At 66.5% G+C, this 15,609-nt stretch carries 13 protein-coding genes; 7 read left to right on the top strand and 6 right to left on the bottom strand.

Annotated elements, in window-relative coordinates; translation table 11 throughout:
* Positions 1–46 precede the first annotated feature (46 nt).
* Positions 47–1,360, bottom strand: a complete 1,314-nt coding sequence (lplT, locus tag IAG39_RS24205; protein WP_059374923.1) for a lysophospholipid transporter LplT — start codon at positions 1,358–1,360, stop codon at positions 47–49.
* A 298-nt stretch (positions 1,361–1,658) separates the two neighbouring features.
* Here lplT and smc point away from each other — a divergent pair, with 298 nt between their 5' ends.
* The 3 genes from smc to ligA are packed head-to-tail and all read left to right on the top strand — an operon-like array spanning position 1,659 to position 8,430.
* Positions 1,659–5,192 (top strand): chromosome segregation protein SMC, encoded by a 3,534-nt coding sequence (smc, locus tag IAG39_RS24200; protein WP_118931871.1) that lies wholly within the window; start codon positions 1,659–1,661, stop codon positions 5,190–5,192.
* Between the two features lie 46 nt (positions 5,193–5,238).
* Positions 5,239–6,321: a cell division protein ZipA C-terminal FtsZ-binding domain-containing protein gene (locus tag IAG39_RS24195; protein ID WP_118931870.1), complete on the top strand. Its 1,083-nt coding sequence runs from the start codon at positions 5,239–5,241 to the stop codon at positions 6,319–6,321.
* Positions 6,322–8,430, top strand: coding sequence for an NAD-dependent DNA ligase LigA (ligA, locus tag IAG39_RS24190; RefSeq protein ID WP_059374912.1), 2,109 nt, complete (start codon positions 6,322–6,324; stop codon positions 8,428–8,430).
* Between the two features lie 22 nt (positions 8,431–8,452).
* Here ligA and IAG39_RS24185 read toward each other — a convergent pair whose 3' ends face one another.
* Complete coding sequence (locus tag IAG39_RS24185; protein ID WP_082400663.1) at positions 8,453–9,247, bottom strand: IclR family transcriptional regulator C-terminal domain-containing protein; 795 nt, start codon at positions 9,245–9,247, stop codon at positions 8,453–8,455.
* A gap of 149 nt (positions 9,248–9,396) precedes the next feature.
* Between IAG39_RS24185 and IAG39_RS24180 the strand changes: the two genes are divergently transcribed.
* The 4 genes from IAG39_RS24180 to IAG39_RS24165 are packed head-to-tail and all read left to right on the top strand — an operon-like array spanning position 9,397 to position 13,409.
* A complete protein-coding gene (locus tag IAG39_RS24180) occupies positions 9,397–10,377 on the top strand; it encodes a tripartite tricarboxylate transporter substrate binding protein (RefSeq protein WP_118931869.1) in 981 nt (326 codons plus the stop codon).
* Positions 10,378–10,398: 21 nt separating this feature from the next.
* Positions 10,399–11,547, top strand: coding sequence for a M24 family metallopeptidase (locus IAG39_RS24175; protein ID WP_059374908.1), 1,149 nt, complete (start codon positions 10,399–10,401; stop codon positions 11,545–11,547).
* 17 nt (positions 11,548–11,564) lie between these two features.
* Positions 11,565–12,410 (top strand): TauD/TfdA dioxygenase family protein, encoded by an 846-nt coding sequence (locus IAG39_RS24170; protein WP_118931868.1) that lies wholly within the window; start codon positions 11,565–11,567, stop codon positions 12,408–12,410.
* A 9-nt stretch (positions 12,411–12,419) separates the two neighbouring features.
* Positions 12,420–13,409 carry an alpha/beta fold hydrolase gene (locus IAG39_RS24165; RefSeq protein WP_118931867.1) on the top strand — a complete coding sequence of 330 codons (990 nt, stop codon included), beginning with the start codon at positions 12,420–12,422 and terminating at the stop codon, positions 13,407–13,409.
* A gap of 82 nt (positions 13,410–13,491) precedes the next feature.
* Here IAG39_RS24165 and IAG39_RS24160 read toward each other — a convergent pair whose 3' ends face one another.
* From IAG39_RS24160 to msrB, 4 genes are read right to left on the bottom strand one after another with little or no spacing between them, the layout of a single operon-like run.
* The gene (locus IAG39_RS24160) at positions 13,492–14,268 is read right to left on the bottom strand and encodes a peptidylprolyl isomerase (protein WP_054450534.1); all 777 of its coding nucleotides are present in this window, start codon (positions 14,266–14,268) and stop codon (positions 13,492–13,494) included.
* A gap of 17 nt (positions 14,269–14,285) precedes the next feature.
* The gene (locus IAG39_RS24155) at positions 14,286–14,555 is read right to left on the bottom strand and encodes a BolA family protein (protein WP_082400667.1); all 270 of its coding nucleotides are present in this window, start codon (positions 14,553–14,555) and stop codon (positions 14,286–14,288) included.
* A 55-nt stretch (positions 14,556–14,610) separates the two neighbouring features.
* Positions 14,611–15,189 carry a septation protein A gene (locus tag IAG39_RS24150; RefSeq protein ID WP_118931866.1) on the bottom strand — a complete coding sequence of 193 codons (579 nt, stop codon included), beginning with the start codon at positions 15,187–15,189 and terminating at the stop codon, positions 14,611–14,613.
* Positions 15,190–15,588, bottom strand: coding sequence for a peptide-methionine (R)-S-oxide reductase MsrB (msrB, locus tag IAG39_RS24145; RefSeq protein WP_118931865.1), 399 nt, complete (start codon positions 15,586–15,588; stop codon positions 15,190–15,192).
* Between the last annotated feature and the right edge of the window lie 21 nt (positions 15,589–15,609).

Here is a 15,609-nt window from a genome sequence, read left to right as displayed (position 1 = left end):
AAACCGGGCGCAAGCCCGGTTTTTTCATTGCAGCGGAATTGCGCGCCTAGTGCGTGGAGTCCAGCGCGCGCCCATGGCCTTCCTGGCCGATCTGGTCGTGCAGTTCGGGATTGGCCTGCAGGTTGCGCTTGCTCCAGCGCATGAAGACCACCATCAGCACCGCGACCACAGTGCCGAAGATCACGATGATGATGTTGATGGGCAGCTGCAGCCACAGCAGCAGCGTGTACATGGCCACCATCAGCAGGATGTTGAGCTGTTCGTTGAAGTTCTGCACGGCGATGGAGTGGCCGGCCGACAGCAGCACGTGGCCGCGGTGCTGCAGCAGCGCGTTCATCGGCACCACGAAGAAGCCGGCCAGGCCGCCCGTGATCAGCAGCAGCAGGTAGACGCTCCAGGGCGAGTAGACCAGCGGCATCAGCAGCACGACCAGGCCCATGGCGGCGCCGACCGGCAACACGGCCAGCGCGCGGCGCAGCGGAATGCGGCCCGCCAGGATGGAGCCGACAACGGTGCCCAGCGCGGCCACGCCCATCAGCATCGAGGCCTTGTCCAGTTGGTATCCGAGGTGGCTGCGGCCCCATTCGATGACGATCAACTGCAGCGTGGCGCCCGCGCCCCAGAACAGGGTGGTGACGGCCAGCGAGATCTGGCCCAGCTTGTCTTTCCACAGCACACGGACGTAGCCCCAGAAGGTGCGGATGAGCCGCACCGGGTTCTTCTGCTGCGGCGGGTAGCGCACGTGGGTGTGCGGAATCAGCAGGTTGCACAGCGCCGCCAGCAGGTACACGAAGGCGATGACCAGGATCGCGGCCTCGGCCGGGGTGTGGACCAGCTTGCCGATGAAGGAGTGGCTGAGCAGGGCGGTGGAAACGGAGGACGAGATCAGCAGGCCGCCCAGCACCGTGCCCAGGATGATGGAGAAGACGGTCAGGCCCTCGATCCAGCTATTGCCCTTGACCAGCATGGCCGGGGGCAGCATTTCCGTGACGATGCCGTACTTGGCGGGGGAGTAGGCCGCGGCGCCGATGCCGACGATGCCGTAGGCCGCGCAGACCAGGTAGGTCTGGTACTCGGGGGCGACGCCGATGCTGGCATACGAGAACATCAGCATGCAGCCGGTCACTTTCAGGGCATTGGTGGAGAACATCACGCGGCCCTTGGGGAAGGAGTCCGCCAGCGCCCCGACAAAGGCGGCCAGCACCACGTAAGCCAGCGCGAACGACCACTTCATCATGGGCGCCATCCAGTCCGGCCCATGCAGTTCCTGTATCAAGGCGATGGCTGCGATGAACAGCGCGTTGTCCGCCAATGACGAGAAGGCCTGCGCGGCCATGACCAGATAGAAACCACGTTTCAAGAATGTCCCCGTTCTCAGGCCTGGCCCCGGCCAGTCCGCGTGAAAATTTATGTGTCGTGCAAAAAAGTGTCAGGGAGTATAGCCGGACCCCAGGCGGCGGCCATTGAGCGTTTGCCCGCGGGTTGACCGCCGGCAAGCCTTAGGGACAACACGCCTTGACCCTTGCTGACGTTCGGGGACAGACTGCCTGCGGTATCATACGACCCATGTGTAAGCCGGCCCCCCAGGGGCCGGTTTGCAATCTGTGCGGCAGGTCCGTTAACGCCTTTCGTTCAACCCACCCCGTCGTCATCGTATTGTGCGTCTTACTCAGCTAAAACTCGCCGGCTTCAAGTCCTTCGTCGATCCCACCGTGATTCCCGTGCCCAGCCAACTGGTGGGCGTGGTGGGTCCCAATGGCTGCGGAAAATCGAACATCATTGATGCCGTGCGCTGGGTGCTGGGTGAGGCCAAGGCCTCGGAACTGCGCGGCGAGTCCATGCAGGACGTCATTTTCAACGGCTCCGGCAACCGTAAGCCTGCTGCGCGGGCCTCGGTGGAAATGGTGTTCGACAACAGCGAAGGGCGCGCCGCCGGCCAGTGGAGCACCTACGCGGAAATCGCCGTGCGCCGGGTGCTGACCCGCGACGGCACCAGCAGCTACTTCGTCAACAACCAGCAGGTCCGCCGCCGCGACATCCACGACATCTTCCTGGGCACCGGCCTGGGCGCCCGCGGCTACGCCATCATCGGCCAGGGCATGATCAACCGCCTGATCGAGGCGCGTCCCGAAGAACTGCGGGTGTTCCTGGAAGAGGCGGCAGGGGTGTCGCGCTACAAGGAACGGCGCCGCGAGACCGAGAACCGCCTGTCCGACACGCGCGAGAACCTGACCCGCGTCGAAGACATCCTGCGCGAACTCAATAATCAGCTGGAGAAGCTGGAAGCGCAGGCCGAAGTGGCCACGCGCTACCGCGAACTCCAGGCCGACGGCGAAAAGAAGCAGCATGCGTTGTGGTTCCTGAAGGAAACCGGGGCGCGCGAAGAGCGCGCCAAGAAAGCCCAGGAGATGGCGCAGGCCCAGAATGAACTGGAAGCCGCCATCGCCGGCTTGCGGGCGGGCGAAGCCGCGCTGGAGTCCCGCCGCCAGGCCCACTACGCCGCCAGCGATGCAGTGCATACCGCCCAGGGCGGGCTGTACGAGGCCAACGCGCAAGTCAGCCGCCTGGAAGCCGAAATCCGTCACGTGGTGGATTCCCGCAACCGCCTGCAAGCGCGCCGCGATCAGCTGCAGCAGCAGATCGGCGAGTGGACCGCCCAGCGCGAGCATTGCACCGAACAGATCGCCCAGGCCGAGGAAGACCTGGCCGCCGGCGCCGCCCGCACGGAAGAGGCGCGCGCCAAGGCCGAGGACGCCCAGGCCGCGCTGCCGGCCGTGGAGCAGCGCGTGCGCGAAGCCGCCTCCGGGCGCGACGAGATGCGCGCCGCGCTGGCCCGCGTCGAACAGAATCTTGCCCTGGTGGCCCAGTCGCAGCGCGACGCGGACCGCCAGATGCAGGCGCTGGAGCAGCGCCGCGAACGCTTGCAACAGGAACTGCGCGAACTGCACAGTCCCGATCCGGTGCGCCTGGAGCAACTGGCTGGCGACCGCGCCGCCGGCGAGGACCAGCTCGAGGAAGCCCAGGAAGAGCTGGCTACCCTGGAAGGCCGCGTGCCGGAAGCGGATGCCGAGCGCAGCCGCGCCCAGGCCGCCGCCCAGACCGACGTGCAGAACCTGGCGCGCCTGGAAGCCCGCCTGTCGGCCCTGGTGAAGCTGCAGGAAGACGTGCAGAAGCAGGGGGCGCTGGAACCCTGGCTGGCCAAGCATGAGCTGGCCGGACTGTCGCGTTTGTGGCAGAAGCTGCACATCGAACCGGGCTGGGAAACCGCCCTGGAAGCCGCACTGCGCGAGCGCATGGCCTCGATGGAAGTGCGCAACCTGGATTGGGCCCGCGCCTTCGCCGAGGATGCGCCGCCGGCCAGGCTGGCCTTCTACCAGCTGCCGGCCGCCGCGCCGACGCCCGCCGCGCCGGCCGGCCTGACCTCGCTCGCCAGCCTGCTGCGCATCACCGATCCCGACCTGCGTACGCTGCTGAATGAGTGGCTGGGCGGCATCTACACGGCCACCGACGTGACCCAGGCGCTGGCCATGCGCGCCAGCCTGCCCGCGGGCGGGGCCTGCGTGGTCAAGGCCGGCCATCTGGTCGACGCCCACAGCGTGCGTTTCTATGCGCCCGATTCCGAGCAGGCCGGCCTGTTGGCGCGCCAGCAGGAAATCGAGAACCTGCAACGCGAGATCAAGGCCCAGCAACTGATCGCCGACCAGGCGCGCGCCGCGGTCGCCCGCGCCGAGGCCGTCTGGCAACAAGTGTCCCAGGCCATCGCCCCGGCGCGCCAGCGCGTGGCCGAGGTCACCCGCCGGGTGCACGACATCCAGCTGGAACACTCGCGCCTGCAGCAGCAGGCCGAGCAGTCCGGCGAACGCGCCTCGCGCCTGCGCCAGGACCTGGAAGAGATCAAGGTCCAGGAAGAAGACCTGCGCGCTACCCGCGAAGAGGCCGAGGCCCGCTTCGAGGCGCTGGACGAGGAGCTGGCCGAACACCAATCCCGTTTCGCCGACGCCGAGATCGACGGCGAAACCCTGGCGGCCCAGGCCGAAGCGGCCCGCGCCGGCCTGCGCGAACTGGAACGCGCCGCCCAGGAAGCCGAATTTGCCGAACGCGGCATCCAGGTCCGCATTACCGATCTACAGCGCAACCAGCAATTGGCGGCCGACCAAAGCCAGCGCGGCAGCGTCGAACTGGAGCAGCTGATGGTGGACCTGGCCGAGCTGGACGCCTCGGCGTCCCAGGCCGGCCTGCAGGACGCCCTGGAAGCGCGCGCCGAGCGCGAGGAAGCGCTGTCGCGCGCGCGCCAGGAACTGGAAAATCTGGCGGCCCTGCTGCGCGGCGCCGACGAAGACCGCCTGCAGCAGGAACAGACGCTGGAGCCGCGGCGCGCCCGCATCATGGAACTGCAGCTGCAGGAACAGGCCGCCCGCCTGGCCGAAGAGCAGTTCACCGAACAATTGAACGCGCGCGAGGTCGACCGCGAGGCGCTGGCCCAGGATCTGGCCAACCAGCCCGATGAATGGCGCCGCGCCAGCTGGCTGCAGTCCGAAGTCAGCCGCATTTCGCGCCAGATCGAAGCCCTGGGCTCGGTCAACCTGGCGGCGCTGGATGAATTGAACACCTCGCGCGAGCGCAAGGGCTTCCTCGATTCGCAGCACCAGGACCTGATGACCGCCATCGAGACCCTCGAGGACGCCATCCGCAAGATCGACCGCGAAACCCGCGAGCTGCTGCAAGAGACCTTCAACGTCGTCAACGGCCACTTCGGCGAGCTGTTCCCCAAGCTGTTCGGCGGCGGCGAGGCCAAGCTGACCATGACGGGCGAGGAAATTCTCGACGCTGGCGTGCAGGTCATGGCCCAGCCTCCTGGCAAGCGCAACAGCACCATTCACCTGCTGTCCGGCGGCGAAAAGGCCCTGACCGCGACCGCCCTGGTGTTCGCGCTGTTCAAGCTCAACCCTGCGCCGTTCTGCCTGCTGGACGAGGTGGACGCGCCGCTGGACGACGCCAACACGGAGCGCTATGCGAACCTGGTCGCCAACATGAGCGAGCAGACCCAGTTCCTGTTCATCTCGCACAACAAGATCGCGATGCAGATGGCCAAGCAACTGATCGGTGTAACCATGCAAGAGCAAGGGGTTTCGCGTATCGTTGCGGTAGACATAGACTCGGCCGTCCAGATGATGGCCTCCGAAGCGGCATAAACCCAATATTCAGAAGGGCGTCGGGGTTTCGGCGCGGGATTTATACATGAGTGATTTGCAGATCGGGCTGATAGCCCTGGGCGTATTGCTGATACTGCTGGTGCTGGGATTCAACTGGTGGCAGGACCGGCGCGTCCGGCGCAAGATGCAGACCCATTTCCCCTCCACCGAACAGGATCCGCTGTTGGGGGCGGGGGCGGCATCTGCAGGCGCTGCGCCGGCCGCGGGCGCAGCGGCGTCGCGCCGCGAGCCCGGCATGGGCGGCGAGAGCGCCCGTGCCCAGTCCGGTCAGCCGGCGCCGGTCGATGCCGGCAGCGATGCCGACGATACCGAAGAACCCGATCCCGCCTGCGAGGTGGTCATCGAGATCAACTTCGCCGACACCGTGCGCGGCGCCGACCTGCTGCCCTACATGCAAAGCCTGCGCCACGTGGGCCGCAAGCCCATGCGCGTGTTCGCCGAAACCGATCAGCGCCGCCACCGCGCGCGCGTTCACGCCGGCGAATCCTATGCGTCCATGCAGCTGGCCGTGCTGCTGGCCAACCGCAGCGGTCCGCTGACCGCCATCGAATGGTCGCAGGCCTGGGCCCGCGCCCAGGACATGGCCGAGCGTTTCGACGCCACCATCGAAGGCCCGGACCAGCAGGCCGTGCTGGAGCAGGGCGCCCGATTGGACGACACCTGCGCCGCCCTGGACACCCAGGTTGGCCTGACCCTGCTGCTGGGTACGGCCCAGCCCGCCGCCGAAGTCCTGTCCGTGGCGCGCGACCTGGGCTTTGTCGCCGACGGCAGCCGCCTGGCCTGGCCGGCGGACAACGGCATAGCCCGCTTCACGCTGGCGCGCGGCGACGGTGCGGCGTTCGATGCCGGCATGGGCGGCATCGAACGCCTGTACCTGCTGCTGGACGTGCCCTGCAGCCCGGCGGACGAGCGCGCTTTCGGCCGCATGGTCGATGTGGGCCGCGACCTGGCTGCCCGTCTGCGCGCGGACCTGGTGGACGACCAGGGCAAGCCGCTGGCCGATGGTTCGGAAACGGTCATCGACGAGCGTCTCCAGGTGCTGTTCGGCCAGCTCGAACAAGCGGGCCTGCCCGCTGGCAGCGAGCGCGCCCTAAGGGTGTTTGCGTAAATGAGCGGCGCGTCTGGCGGTGAAAACGCGGCGCAGGCCGCGGCGCGCTTGCGCGCCGAAATCGAACAGCACAACGTCCGCTACTACGTCTACGACGATCCGTCGATATCGGATGCCGAGTACGACCGGCTGATGCGCGAACTGCAGGCCCTGGAGGCCGAGCATCCGGAGCTGGTGACGCCGGAGTCGCCGACGCAGCGCGTGGGTGCGGCGCCTGTTTCGGCATTTGGCAGCGTGCGTCACGTGGTGCCGATGCTGTCGCTGGGCAACGCCTTCGACGAAGAAGACGTGACGGCCTTCGACCGCCGCGTCACCGACACGCTGCGCGGCGCGGGCCTGCTGGGGCCGGCGCAGCAAGCCGATTACTTCTGCGAGCTCAAGCTGGACGGGCTGGCAATCAGCCTGCGCTACGAAGACGGCCGCCTGGTGCAGGCCGCCACCCGCGGCGACGGCCAGACGGGTGAAGACGTCACCTCCAATATCCGCACCATCAAGGCGATTCCGCTGCAGCTCAAGGGGGCGTACCCCAAGGTGCTGGAAGTCCGCGGCGAAGTCCTGATGAATCGCGCCGACTTTGAAAAGCTGAACCAGGCCCAGGCCAAGCGCGACGAGAAAGTCTTCGTCAATCCGCGCAATGCCGCCGCGGGCAGCCTGCGCCAGCTGGATCCGCGCATCACCGCCAAGCGGCCGCTGCGCTTCTTCGCCTATGGCTGGGGCGAAGTCCAGGGCCTGGCGGGTTCGCAGGGCGGCTTGTTCGCCGAAGCGTCGGCCGGCGTGGCCGAGGCCTCGCAATTGCCCGAGAAATCCCACGGCGCCATGCTGGACTGGCTGGCCTCGCTGGGCCTGCCGGTCAACGTCAAGCACAACCACCGCGCCAGCGGCGCCGAGGGCCTGATGGCTTTCTACGCCAAGGTCGGCGCGCTGCGGCCCGACTTGCCCTACGACATCGACGGCGTGGTCTACAAGGTGGATTCGCTGCCCGCGCAGAAGGTGCTGGGTTTCGTCGCGCGCGCGCCGCGCTTCGCGCTGGCGCACAAGTTCGCCGCCGAGGAAGCCACCACCACCTTGCTCGACATCGAGGTGCAGGTGGGCCGCACCGGCGCCATCACGCCGGTGGCGCGCCTGAAGCCGGTGTTCGTCGGCGGCGTGACCGTCACCAACGCCACGCTGCATAACGAAGACGAGATCCGCCGCAAGGACGTACGCATCGGCGACACGGTCATCGTGCGCCGCGCGGGCGACGTGATTCCGGAAGTACTCGGCCCGGTGCTCGAAAAGCGCCCGGACGACGCCCGCGAATTCGTCATGCCCACGGCCTGTCCGGTTTGCGGCTCCGCCATCGAACGCCTGGAAGACGAGACCATCGCGCGTTGCACCGGCGGTTTGTTCTGCGGCGCGCAGCGCAAGCAGACGCTGTGGCACGCCGCCAGCCGCAAGGCGCTGGACATCGAAGGCCTGGGCGAAAAACTGGTGGATCAGTTGGTCGACAGCGGCCGGGTCAAGACCCTGGCCGACCTGTACAGCCTGCGTCCGCTGGAATTGGTGGGCCTGGACCGCATGGGCCAGAAGTCCGCCGACAACCTGGTGGCCGCCATCGACAAGGCGCGCGCGCCCGGCTTGAACCGCCTGCTGTACGCGCTGGGCATCCGCCACGTGGGCGAGACCACGGCGCGCGACGTGGCGCGCCATTTCGGCAGCATCGACGCCATCATGGACGCCGATGAAGACGCCTTGTCCTCCGTACCCGACGTGGGCCCGGTGGTGGCGGCTTCGATCCGCCGTTTCTTCGCCGAGCAGCACAACCGCGACGTGATCGAACAACTGAAGTCGCAGGGCGTGAATCCCGTGGCCGAGGCGGCGCCGCAAGCCACGACGCTGGCCGGCAAGACCTTCGTGTTGACCGGCACGCTGCCCAATTGGACGCGCGAAGAAGCCTCGATGCGCATCCAGGCGGCGGGCGGCAAGGTCAGCGGCTCGGTGTCCAAGAAAACGGCCTATCTGGTGGCCGGCGAGGATTCCGGCAGCAAGCTCGCCAAGGCCCAGGAACTGGGCGTGGCGGTGCTGGACGAGGACGGCCTGAAGGCCTTGCTGGGCGAGCAGGGCGGCTGAGGCCGCCCGGCCAGGCACCGAATCAGATGGTGCTGCGCGGCATCATGTCGCGGATGGCGGCGGCCGCGCGCTGCAAGGCCGGCAGATGCTGTTGCTTCAATTCGTCGGGCTGGCGGGAGCCCAGCACCATGCTGACGCTCAGGCCTGCCACCGCGCGGCCTTCATGGTTGTACAGCGGCACGGCCACGCCCGCGAAACCATCCACCAATTCGCTGACCGAAATGCAGTAGCCGTCCTGGCGCACCTGCCGGATCAGCTTGCGCAGGGCGCTGCGCGACACTGTCGTGTAGGGCGTCAGGCGCTTCAGGTCCGCGCTTTCCAGATAGGCGTCGAGCGCCTCGTCATCCAGGGTCGATAGCAGCGTGCGGCCCAGGGAATGGGCGTAGGCGGGCAGGCGGCTGCCCACCGACAGGTCCAGCTTGAGCAGCTTGGGGCCTTCCTCGCGCGCCAGGAACACGACATGTTGCCGGTCCAGCACGCCCAGCGAGCAGGTTTCCCCCACGGTCTGCGCGACTTCGCGCATGGTCGCGCGGGTCAGCTTGGGCAGGCTCAGCGAAGCGAAATACGCATAGCCCAGGTCCATGACCTTGGGCGTTGGTGAGAAATTCCTGCCGTCCTGCCGCACATAGCCCAGTTTTTCCAGCGTCAGCAAAATGCGCCGCGACGCCGCGCGGGTCACGTCCAGTTGTTCCGCGGCTTCCTGCACGGTCACGCTGGCCACGCCGGTGGCGTAGATCTGCAGCAGTTGCAGGCCGTTGGCCAGGCTGTCGAGAAACTCCTCTTTCCTTTCTTTCGGTTCCGGCAATGTCGTGTCCATGTGTCGGCAGTCTTGTCTTTGGAGGCTCGATTGTAGTTTGACATCCGCGCCAATCTTCATAAAATGCCAATTAGCGAACAATTGTTCGTTAATTAGATGGGTCGGCCAGGGCACCCGCCCGGTACGTCCCGCAATAACGGAGACATGCCATGTGCAGGAGACTATTGCGCGCCTTGGGCGCATGCGCCCTGGCGGCGGGTGTGGCGGCCAGTTCCGCCGCCAGCGCGGCCGAGGCCTATCCCAGCAAACCTATCCGCTTCGTCGTACCCGCCGCGGCCGGCGGGCCCACTGAAATCGTCACCCGGCTGCTGGCCGAACGCATGACGCAGAGCATGGGCGTATCGGTCATCGTCGAGGCCAAGCCCGGGGCGGGCGGCAACATCGGGGCGGACGCCGTGGCCAAGTCGGCCCCGGACGGCTACACGATCCTGATGGGCACGATAGGCACCAACGCCATCAACCAGACCCTCTACAAGTCCATGCCGTTCCAGCCGCTGAAGGACTTCACGGCGGTAACGCAGGTCGTGTCGTATCCGCTGGTGGTGGTGGTCAACCCCAAGCTGCCGATCCACTCGGTGGCGGACCTCATCGCCTATGCCAAGGCCAATCCCGGCAAGCTCAACCGCGCCTCGGGCGGCAGCGGCACGTCCATGCACATGTCGGGCGAGCTGTTCAACGAGATGGCCGGCGTGCAGATGCAGCACATCCCTTACAAGGGCAGCCTGCCCGCGCTCACGGACGTGATCGGCGGACAGGCCGACCTGGCCTTCGACAGCCTGGTCATCGCCCAGCCCCTGATCAAGTCCGGCAAGCTGCGCGCGATCGCCGTGACCGGCCCGGAACGCTCTCCGGCCGCGCCGGATATTCCGACCGTGGCCGAAACCCTGCCGGGCTATGCCATGACGTCCTGGATCGGCGTATTCGCGCCCGCCGGCACGCCGCGTCCCATTGTCGAACGCCTGCAGCAGGAAATCGCCCGGGCGCTGGCCGATCCCCGGGTGCGCGAGCAACTTGTTTCCCAGGCCGCAGATCCGGTGGCCAGCAAGCCCGACGACTTTGCCCGCTTCACAGCGGATGAAACCGAGAAATGGGCGCCGGTCGTCAAGGCCTCCGGCGCATCCGTTTCCTGAATTCCCAAGGAGGAGAGACACATGCAGTCCATCGATTTTCAGGCCCGCCGCAAGCGCGTCGCCCAACACGCGCGCGAACTCGGCTTTGACGCCTACCTGGGTACCCGCCAGGGCGCGCTGCACTACCTGAGCGGCGCATTCATGCCGTGGCGCGGCGCCGTGCTGGTCACGGCGGACGGGCATTGCGAATTCATCTACTGGGCCATGGACGCCTCGCGGGTGCGGGTGGAAGGCCATGAGATGGAGATGTACGAGTTCGAGTTTTCCGATTTTCCGCAACTGATACGCCAGCGCCTGGAGCATCACGGGCTGACGCGGGGCAAGGTGGCGCTGGACCTGTCGCACCCCGGGGCGGCGCAGGTGGCGCCGGGCATGCTGACCGCGGCCGAGTACTTCGATCTCACCAGCCATCTGCCCGACATCCGCTTCGCGAACGGGGTGGACGTGATCGACGACGTCATGCTGATCAAGGATGCTGCCGAGATCGAGCGCCTGCGCCACGCGGCAGAGGTCTCGGATTATGGTTTCGAGCAGGGCATGAACGCAGTGCGGGTCGGAGCGACCGAGAACGAGATCGCCGGCGAAATCGAGCGTGCGATCCGGCAGCGGGGCAGCACCTGGTCCTGGGCCGTGACGGGCGGCACCGAAGTCGGGGCGGGCGAACGCACGGGATTCCTGCGCGGCGTCACCCAGCAGGCCACCGACCGCGCTATCCAGCCGAACGAATTCGTGATCCTGGACCTGCACCCCTTGCTGGACCTCTACATGGCGGATACGGCTTTGCCCGTGTTCCTGGGCAAGCCCGACCCGGCCCAGAGCAAGCTGATCGATTGCTGGGAAGAGACCGTGCAGACCATGCTGGCGTCGTTGACGCCGGGCCGGCCGATAGCGGAGTGCGCCAGCCGCGGCATCGCTGTGTTCGAAAAGCACGGCCTGAGCGAGTTCGGCCTGCCCCTGTTCGGCCATGGACTGGGCACCTGCGCGCGCACCCGGCCCTTCATCAACCTGCGCAGCCGCGACGTCGTGACGCCCGGCATGGTGGTGGCGCTGGGCACGCACCTGTACCGCCCGGGCGTGGGCGGCATGCGGCTGGAGTATCCGGTGCTGATCGGGGAGCACGGTGCCGAGCCGCTGGTGCGCACCGAGGCCCGCGTGCACCGTCTTCCTTGAACCTCTGCCGGAGCCTGATGATGAAAGCGATACCCCTGAGCCCGCTGATTGGCGCGGCCGTCCAAGGTGTGGATCTGGAAACCCTGGACGACGCCGCCTTCGCGGACGTGAATGCGCTATTCCTGCGCCACCAACTGCTGGTCTTCAAGAACCAGCGGCTGTCGCCCGAGGGCCAACTGCGCTTCAGCCGCCGCCTGGGCGAGCTGGATATCCACGTGCTGGCCCAGTACAACCATCCCGAGTATCCCGAGATATTCGTGCTGTCCAACGAGGTCAAGAACGGCGTGCCGGCGGGCATTGCCGACGGCGGTTCGTACTGGCATTCGGATTTCGCCTTCCGTGAATGTCCCGCCAAGGCCACCATCCTGAATGCGCAGCTGATTCCGCCGGAGGGCGGCAACACCTTGTTCGTCAACATGTACCGGGCCTACGAGGAACTGGACGGCGCCGTGCAAAGCCAGTTGGCTGGCCTTCGGGCGGTGCACCGCTACCGGCGCAAGAACACCAGGGCCGACGAGGGCACCCAGGTGAAGATGGATGCCAGCCAACTGGCCGGCACGCCTGACGTCGAACATCCCATCGTGCGCACCCATCCCGAGACGGGCCGCAAGGCGCTGTACGTGCATCCCGGCATGACCGCCGAGGTGTCCGGCTGGGGCGAGGCGGACAGCCAGGAATTGCTGGATCGCCTGTTCGCGCATTGCACGCAGGAGCAGTACCAGTACGCGCTGCAATGGGAGCCGGGCGATGTGGTCATGTGGGACAACCGCTGCGTGATGCACAAGGCCACCACCCGCGAATTGCCAGCCAGCATGCGGCGCACGATCTATCGCACCACGGTCATGGGCGAGCGTCCGGTCTAGGGGCCGCCGATGTCCGTCCATCAGTCCACGGATCGCGCCGCCGAGGTGACGCAGTTGCAGGCCTTGCCATTGGACGGCGGCGGGATGCTGGCGCCGGTCCGGCTGGCCTGGGCCCGCTACGGTCCGCCGCCGCACCGGGCGCGCGCCGTGGTGTTGCTGCTGCATGGCATATCCGGCAGCCACCAGGCCTTGCGGCCGGCCGAGGGGGCAGTCCATCCCGATGCGGGCTGGGCCAGTCCCTGGCTGGGGCCGGGGGCGGCGCTGGATACGCGCGATACCTGCGTGCTGGCGCCGAACGCGTTGGGTTCGAGTTTCGGCAGCAGCGCGCCGATCGGAGCCCAAGCCAGCGCATTTCCTGACGTTTCGATTGCCGATGGCGTGCGCCTGCAGGGGGAATGGCTGCGCGCGATAGGCGTCGAGCGCCTGGATGCGGTGGTGGGGTATTCCTACGGCGGCTACCAAGCCTTCCAGTGGGCCGTGGCCGCGCCGCTGCCCGTCGGGCGGGTGGTGGCGCTGGCTTCGGCGCCGCGCGGCGGCGGCAGCCTGGAGGACGCGCAGCGCCTGCGCCGCATCGCCGCCGCCCTCGATGCGGGCGATGCGGATGCCTGGAACGAATGGGTCGAATCGCGCTGCGCAACCTTGCGCCGCTATGGCTACGCGCTATGGCTGGCCGACGCGGGCGAACCCGACGCGGAGCAGCGTTTGCGGGCCGACGCCCAGGCCTGGGCGGCGCGCTTTTCACCGTGGTCCATGGCGCTGCTCAGGACATCCGCCTGCCGCTACGATGCGCGCGGCGCGCTGCTGGAAGCCGCCACGCCCGTGCGTTGGCTGCGCTGCGTATCGGACGAGCTCTTTGCGCCCGATGATCCAGGCGGGGGCGCGCGGATCGCGTATCCCGCCCATATTGTCCAGACCAGCGTGGCCGGGCGCTACGGCCATCTGTCGCCGCTGCTGGAAGGCCCTCTCTGGGACGCCCATTTGCGGCAGGCGCTGGCTTAACGGGGGAGCCAACCCGGCGCCGAAACAGCCAGGCGAAAAAAATGCCCGCTTGCGCGGGCATTTTTCATCTGTGCGGCAAGGCTTACTGGATCTTGGCCTTTTCGCGCAGTTCCTTCTGGTAGTCGGCCAGGGTTTGCTGGCGCAGCATTTCTTCCAACTGCGGACGCACCTGGTCGAGCGGCGGGAATTCCACCGGACGGGTGTCGTCGACCACGATGATGTGCCAGCCGTACTGGGTCTGCACCGGCTTGTCGACCATTTCGCCCTTCTTCAGCTGCGTCACGGCTTGCGCGAACGGCTGGACGTAGTTGGTCGGGGGAGCCCAACCCAGGTCGCCGCCCTTGTCGGCGCTGCCGGGGTCCTTGGAGTTCTTCTTGGCCAGGTCGTTGAACTTGCTCTTGTTGCTCTTGATCTGGGCCAGCAGGTCGTTCGCCGTCTTCTCGTCTTCGACGAGGATGTGGCGGACCTTGTATTCCATCTTGCCGGCCTGTTCCTTCTTGATCTTCTCGTATTCGGCCGTGACCTTGGCGTCGGACACCGGGTGCTTGGCCAGGTAGTCGGCCATCAGGGCGCGGACCAGGATGCCTTGGCGGGCCAGTTCGACTTCGGTCTGGACGTCGGCCTGCTTGGCGATGCCGCTGGATTCGGCGGCTTGCACGAAGATCTGGCGGTTGATCATTTCCTGCTTGACCTGTTCGCGCAGTTGCGGCGAATCGGTGGCGCCCTGGCTGACCAGCAGCTTGACGAATTGATCCAGGCTCTTCTGCGAGATGGCCTTGCCGTTGACGGTAGCCACGTTCTGAGCGAAAGCCGGCACGGCGATGACGCAGGCCGCAGCCAGCATGACGATGCGTTTCATGAATATCCTTTTACTTTCTATTTGGGAGCCTGGGCATCTAGCGCAAGCGCATGAATCGGATAAGGGATCAAATCTTGCAAATGATGATACACCAGCCTATGCCGCGCAACGGGCGAGAGCCCCGCGAAGCAAGGCGCTACGATGATCACGCGATAGTGGCCGGCGCCGTTTTTACTGCCTTCGTGGCCGGCATGCAAATGCGAGTCGTCCAGAATGTCGAGGCTGACGGGTTCCAGGGCGGCTAGCCGCTCCCGGATCAGGGAAATGCGGTCGGTGGTGTCTGACATGGGGAGTGAGGTTTGGTTCCGGCGCTACGCGCGCCGGCCAGGGATTGGGAGGGGATCAGGGCTGGCGGGGCGGGGTGTCGGAGGAGGGGGCCTGTTCCTCCGTCTGGATGTGCTTGCCCAGCCAGATCGACTGGCCGATCACGAAGACCACCATCAGGCCCATCAGGCCGAAGGCCTTGAAGCTGACCCATTGCGATTCGGTGAAGTGGCCGGAAAACGCCACATACAGGTTGAGCGCGCCTGCGACCAGGAAGAAGCCGGCCCAGACCAGGTTCAGCCGTTCCCAGGCGGCGTCGGGCAGCTGGATCTGCTTTTCCATCAGGCGGCGGATCAGGTTGCGGCCGAAGAGCAGGCGCGCAAAGACCAGCGCGCCGCCGAACAGCCAGTACAGCACCGTGGGCTTCCATTTGATGAAGACATCGCTGTGCAGCCAGATCGTGGCTCCGCCGAATACCAGGATGACGGTCAGGTTGATCCAGTGCATGGCCTCGGTGGCGCGGCCCGTGGCCTTCAGCCAGACGATCTGCAGCACGGCAGCCGCCATGGCGACGCCGGTGGCGATGAAAATGTCCGTGTACCGATACGCAATGAAGAAAAGGAACAGCGGAAACAGGTCGAACAGGAACTTCTTCATTCAGTCTTCTATGGGTTCAAACGTCATCGACAGGGAATTGATGCAATAGCGCAGTCCGGTGGGCTCGGGGCCGTCGGGGAAGACGTGTCCCAGATGCGAGTCGCAGACGTTGCACAGCACTTCGGTGCGGACCATGCCGTGGGTGGTGTCGCGCTCCTCGCGCACCAGTTCGGGATCCAGCGGCTGGAAGTAGCTGGGCCAGCCGCAGCCGGCGTCGAATTTGGTGTCGGAAGCGAACAGCGCCGTGCCACAGCCCACGCAACGGTAGATGCCATGAGAGAACGTATTCCAGTAACGCCCGGTGAATGCCCGTTCGGTACCCTTTTCACGGGTGACGACGTATTCTTCGGGGGAAAGCTGGGCCCGCCATTCGGCGTCGGATTTTCGTACTTTGTCCATATGAGCTCTTGGAGTCCCGAT

Origin of the sequence: Achromobacter xylosoxidans (assembly GCF_014490035.1) — a bacterium.
GTDB lineage: Bacteria > Pseudomonadota > Gammaproteobacteria > Burkholderiales > Burkholderiaceae_B > Achromobacter > Achromobacter bronchisepticus_A.
Note: the sequence above shows the minus strand (reverse complement) of the source record. Positions and strands in the feature narration are given on the sequence as shown.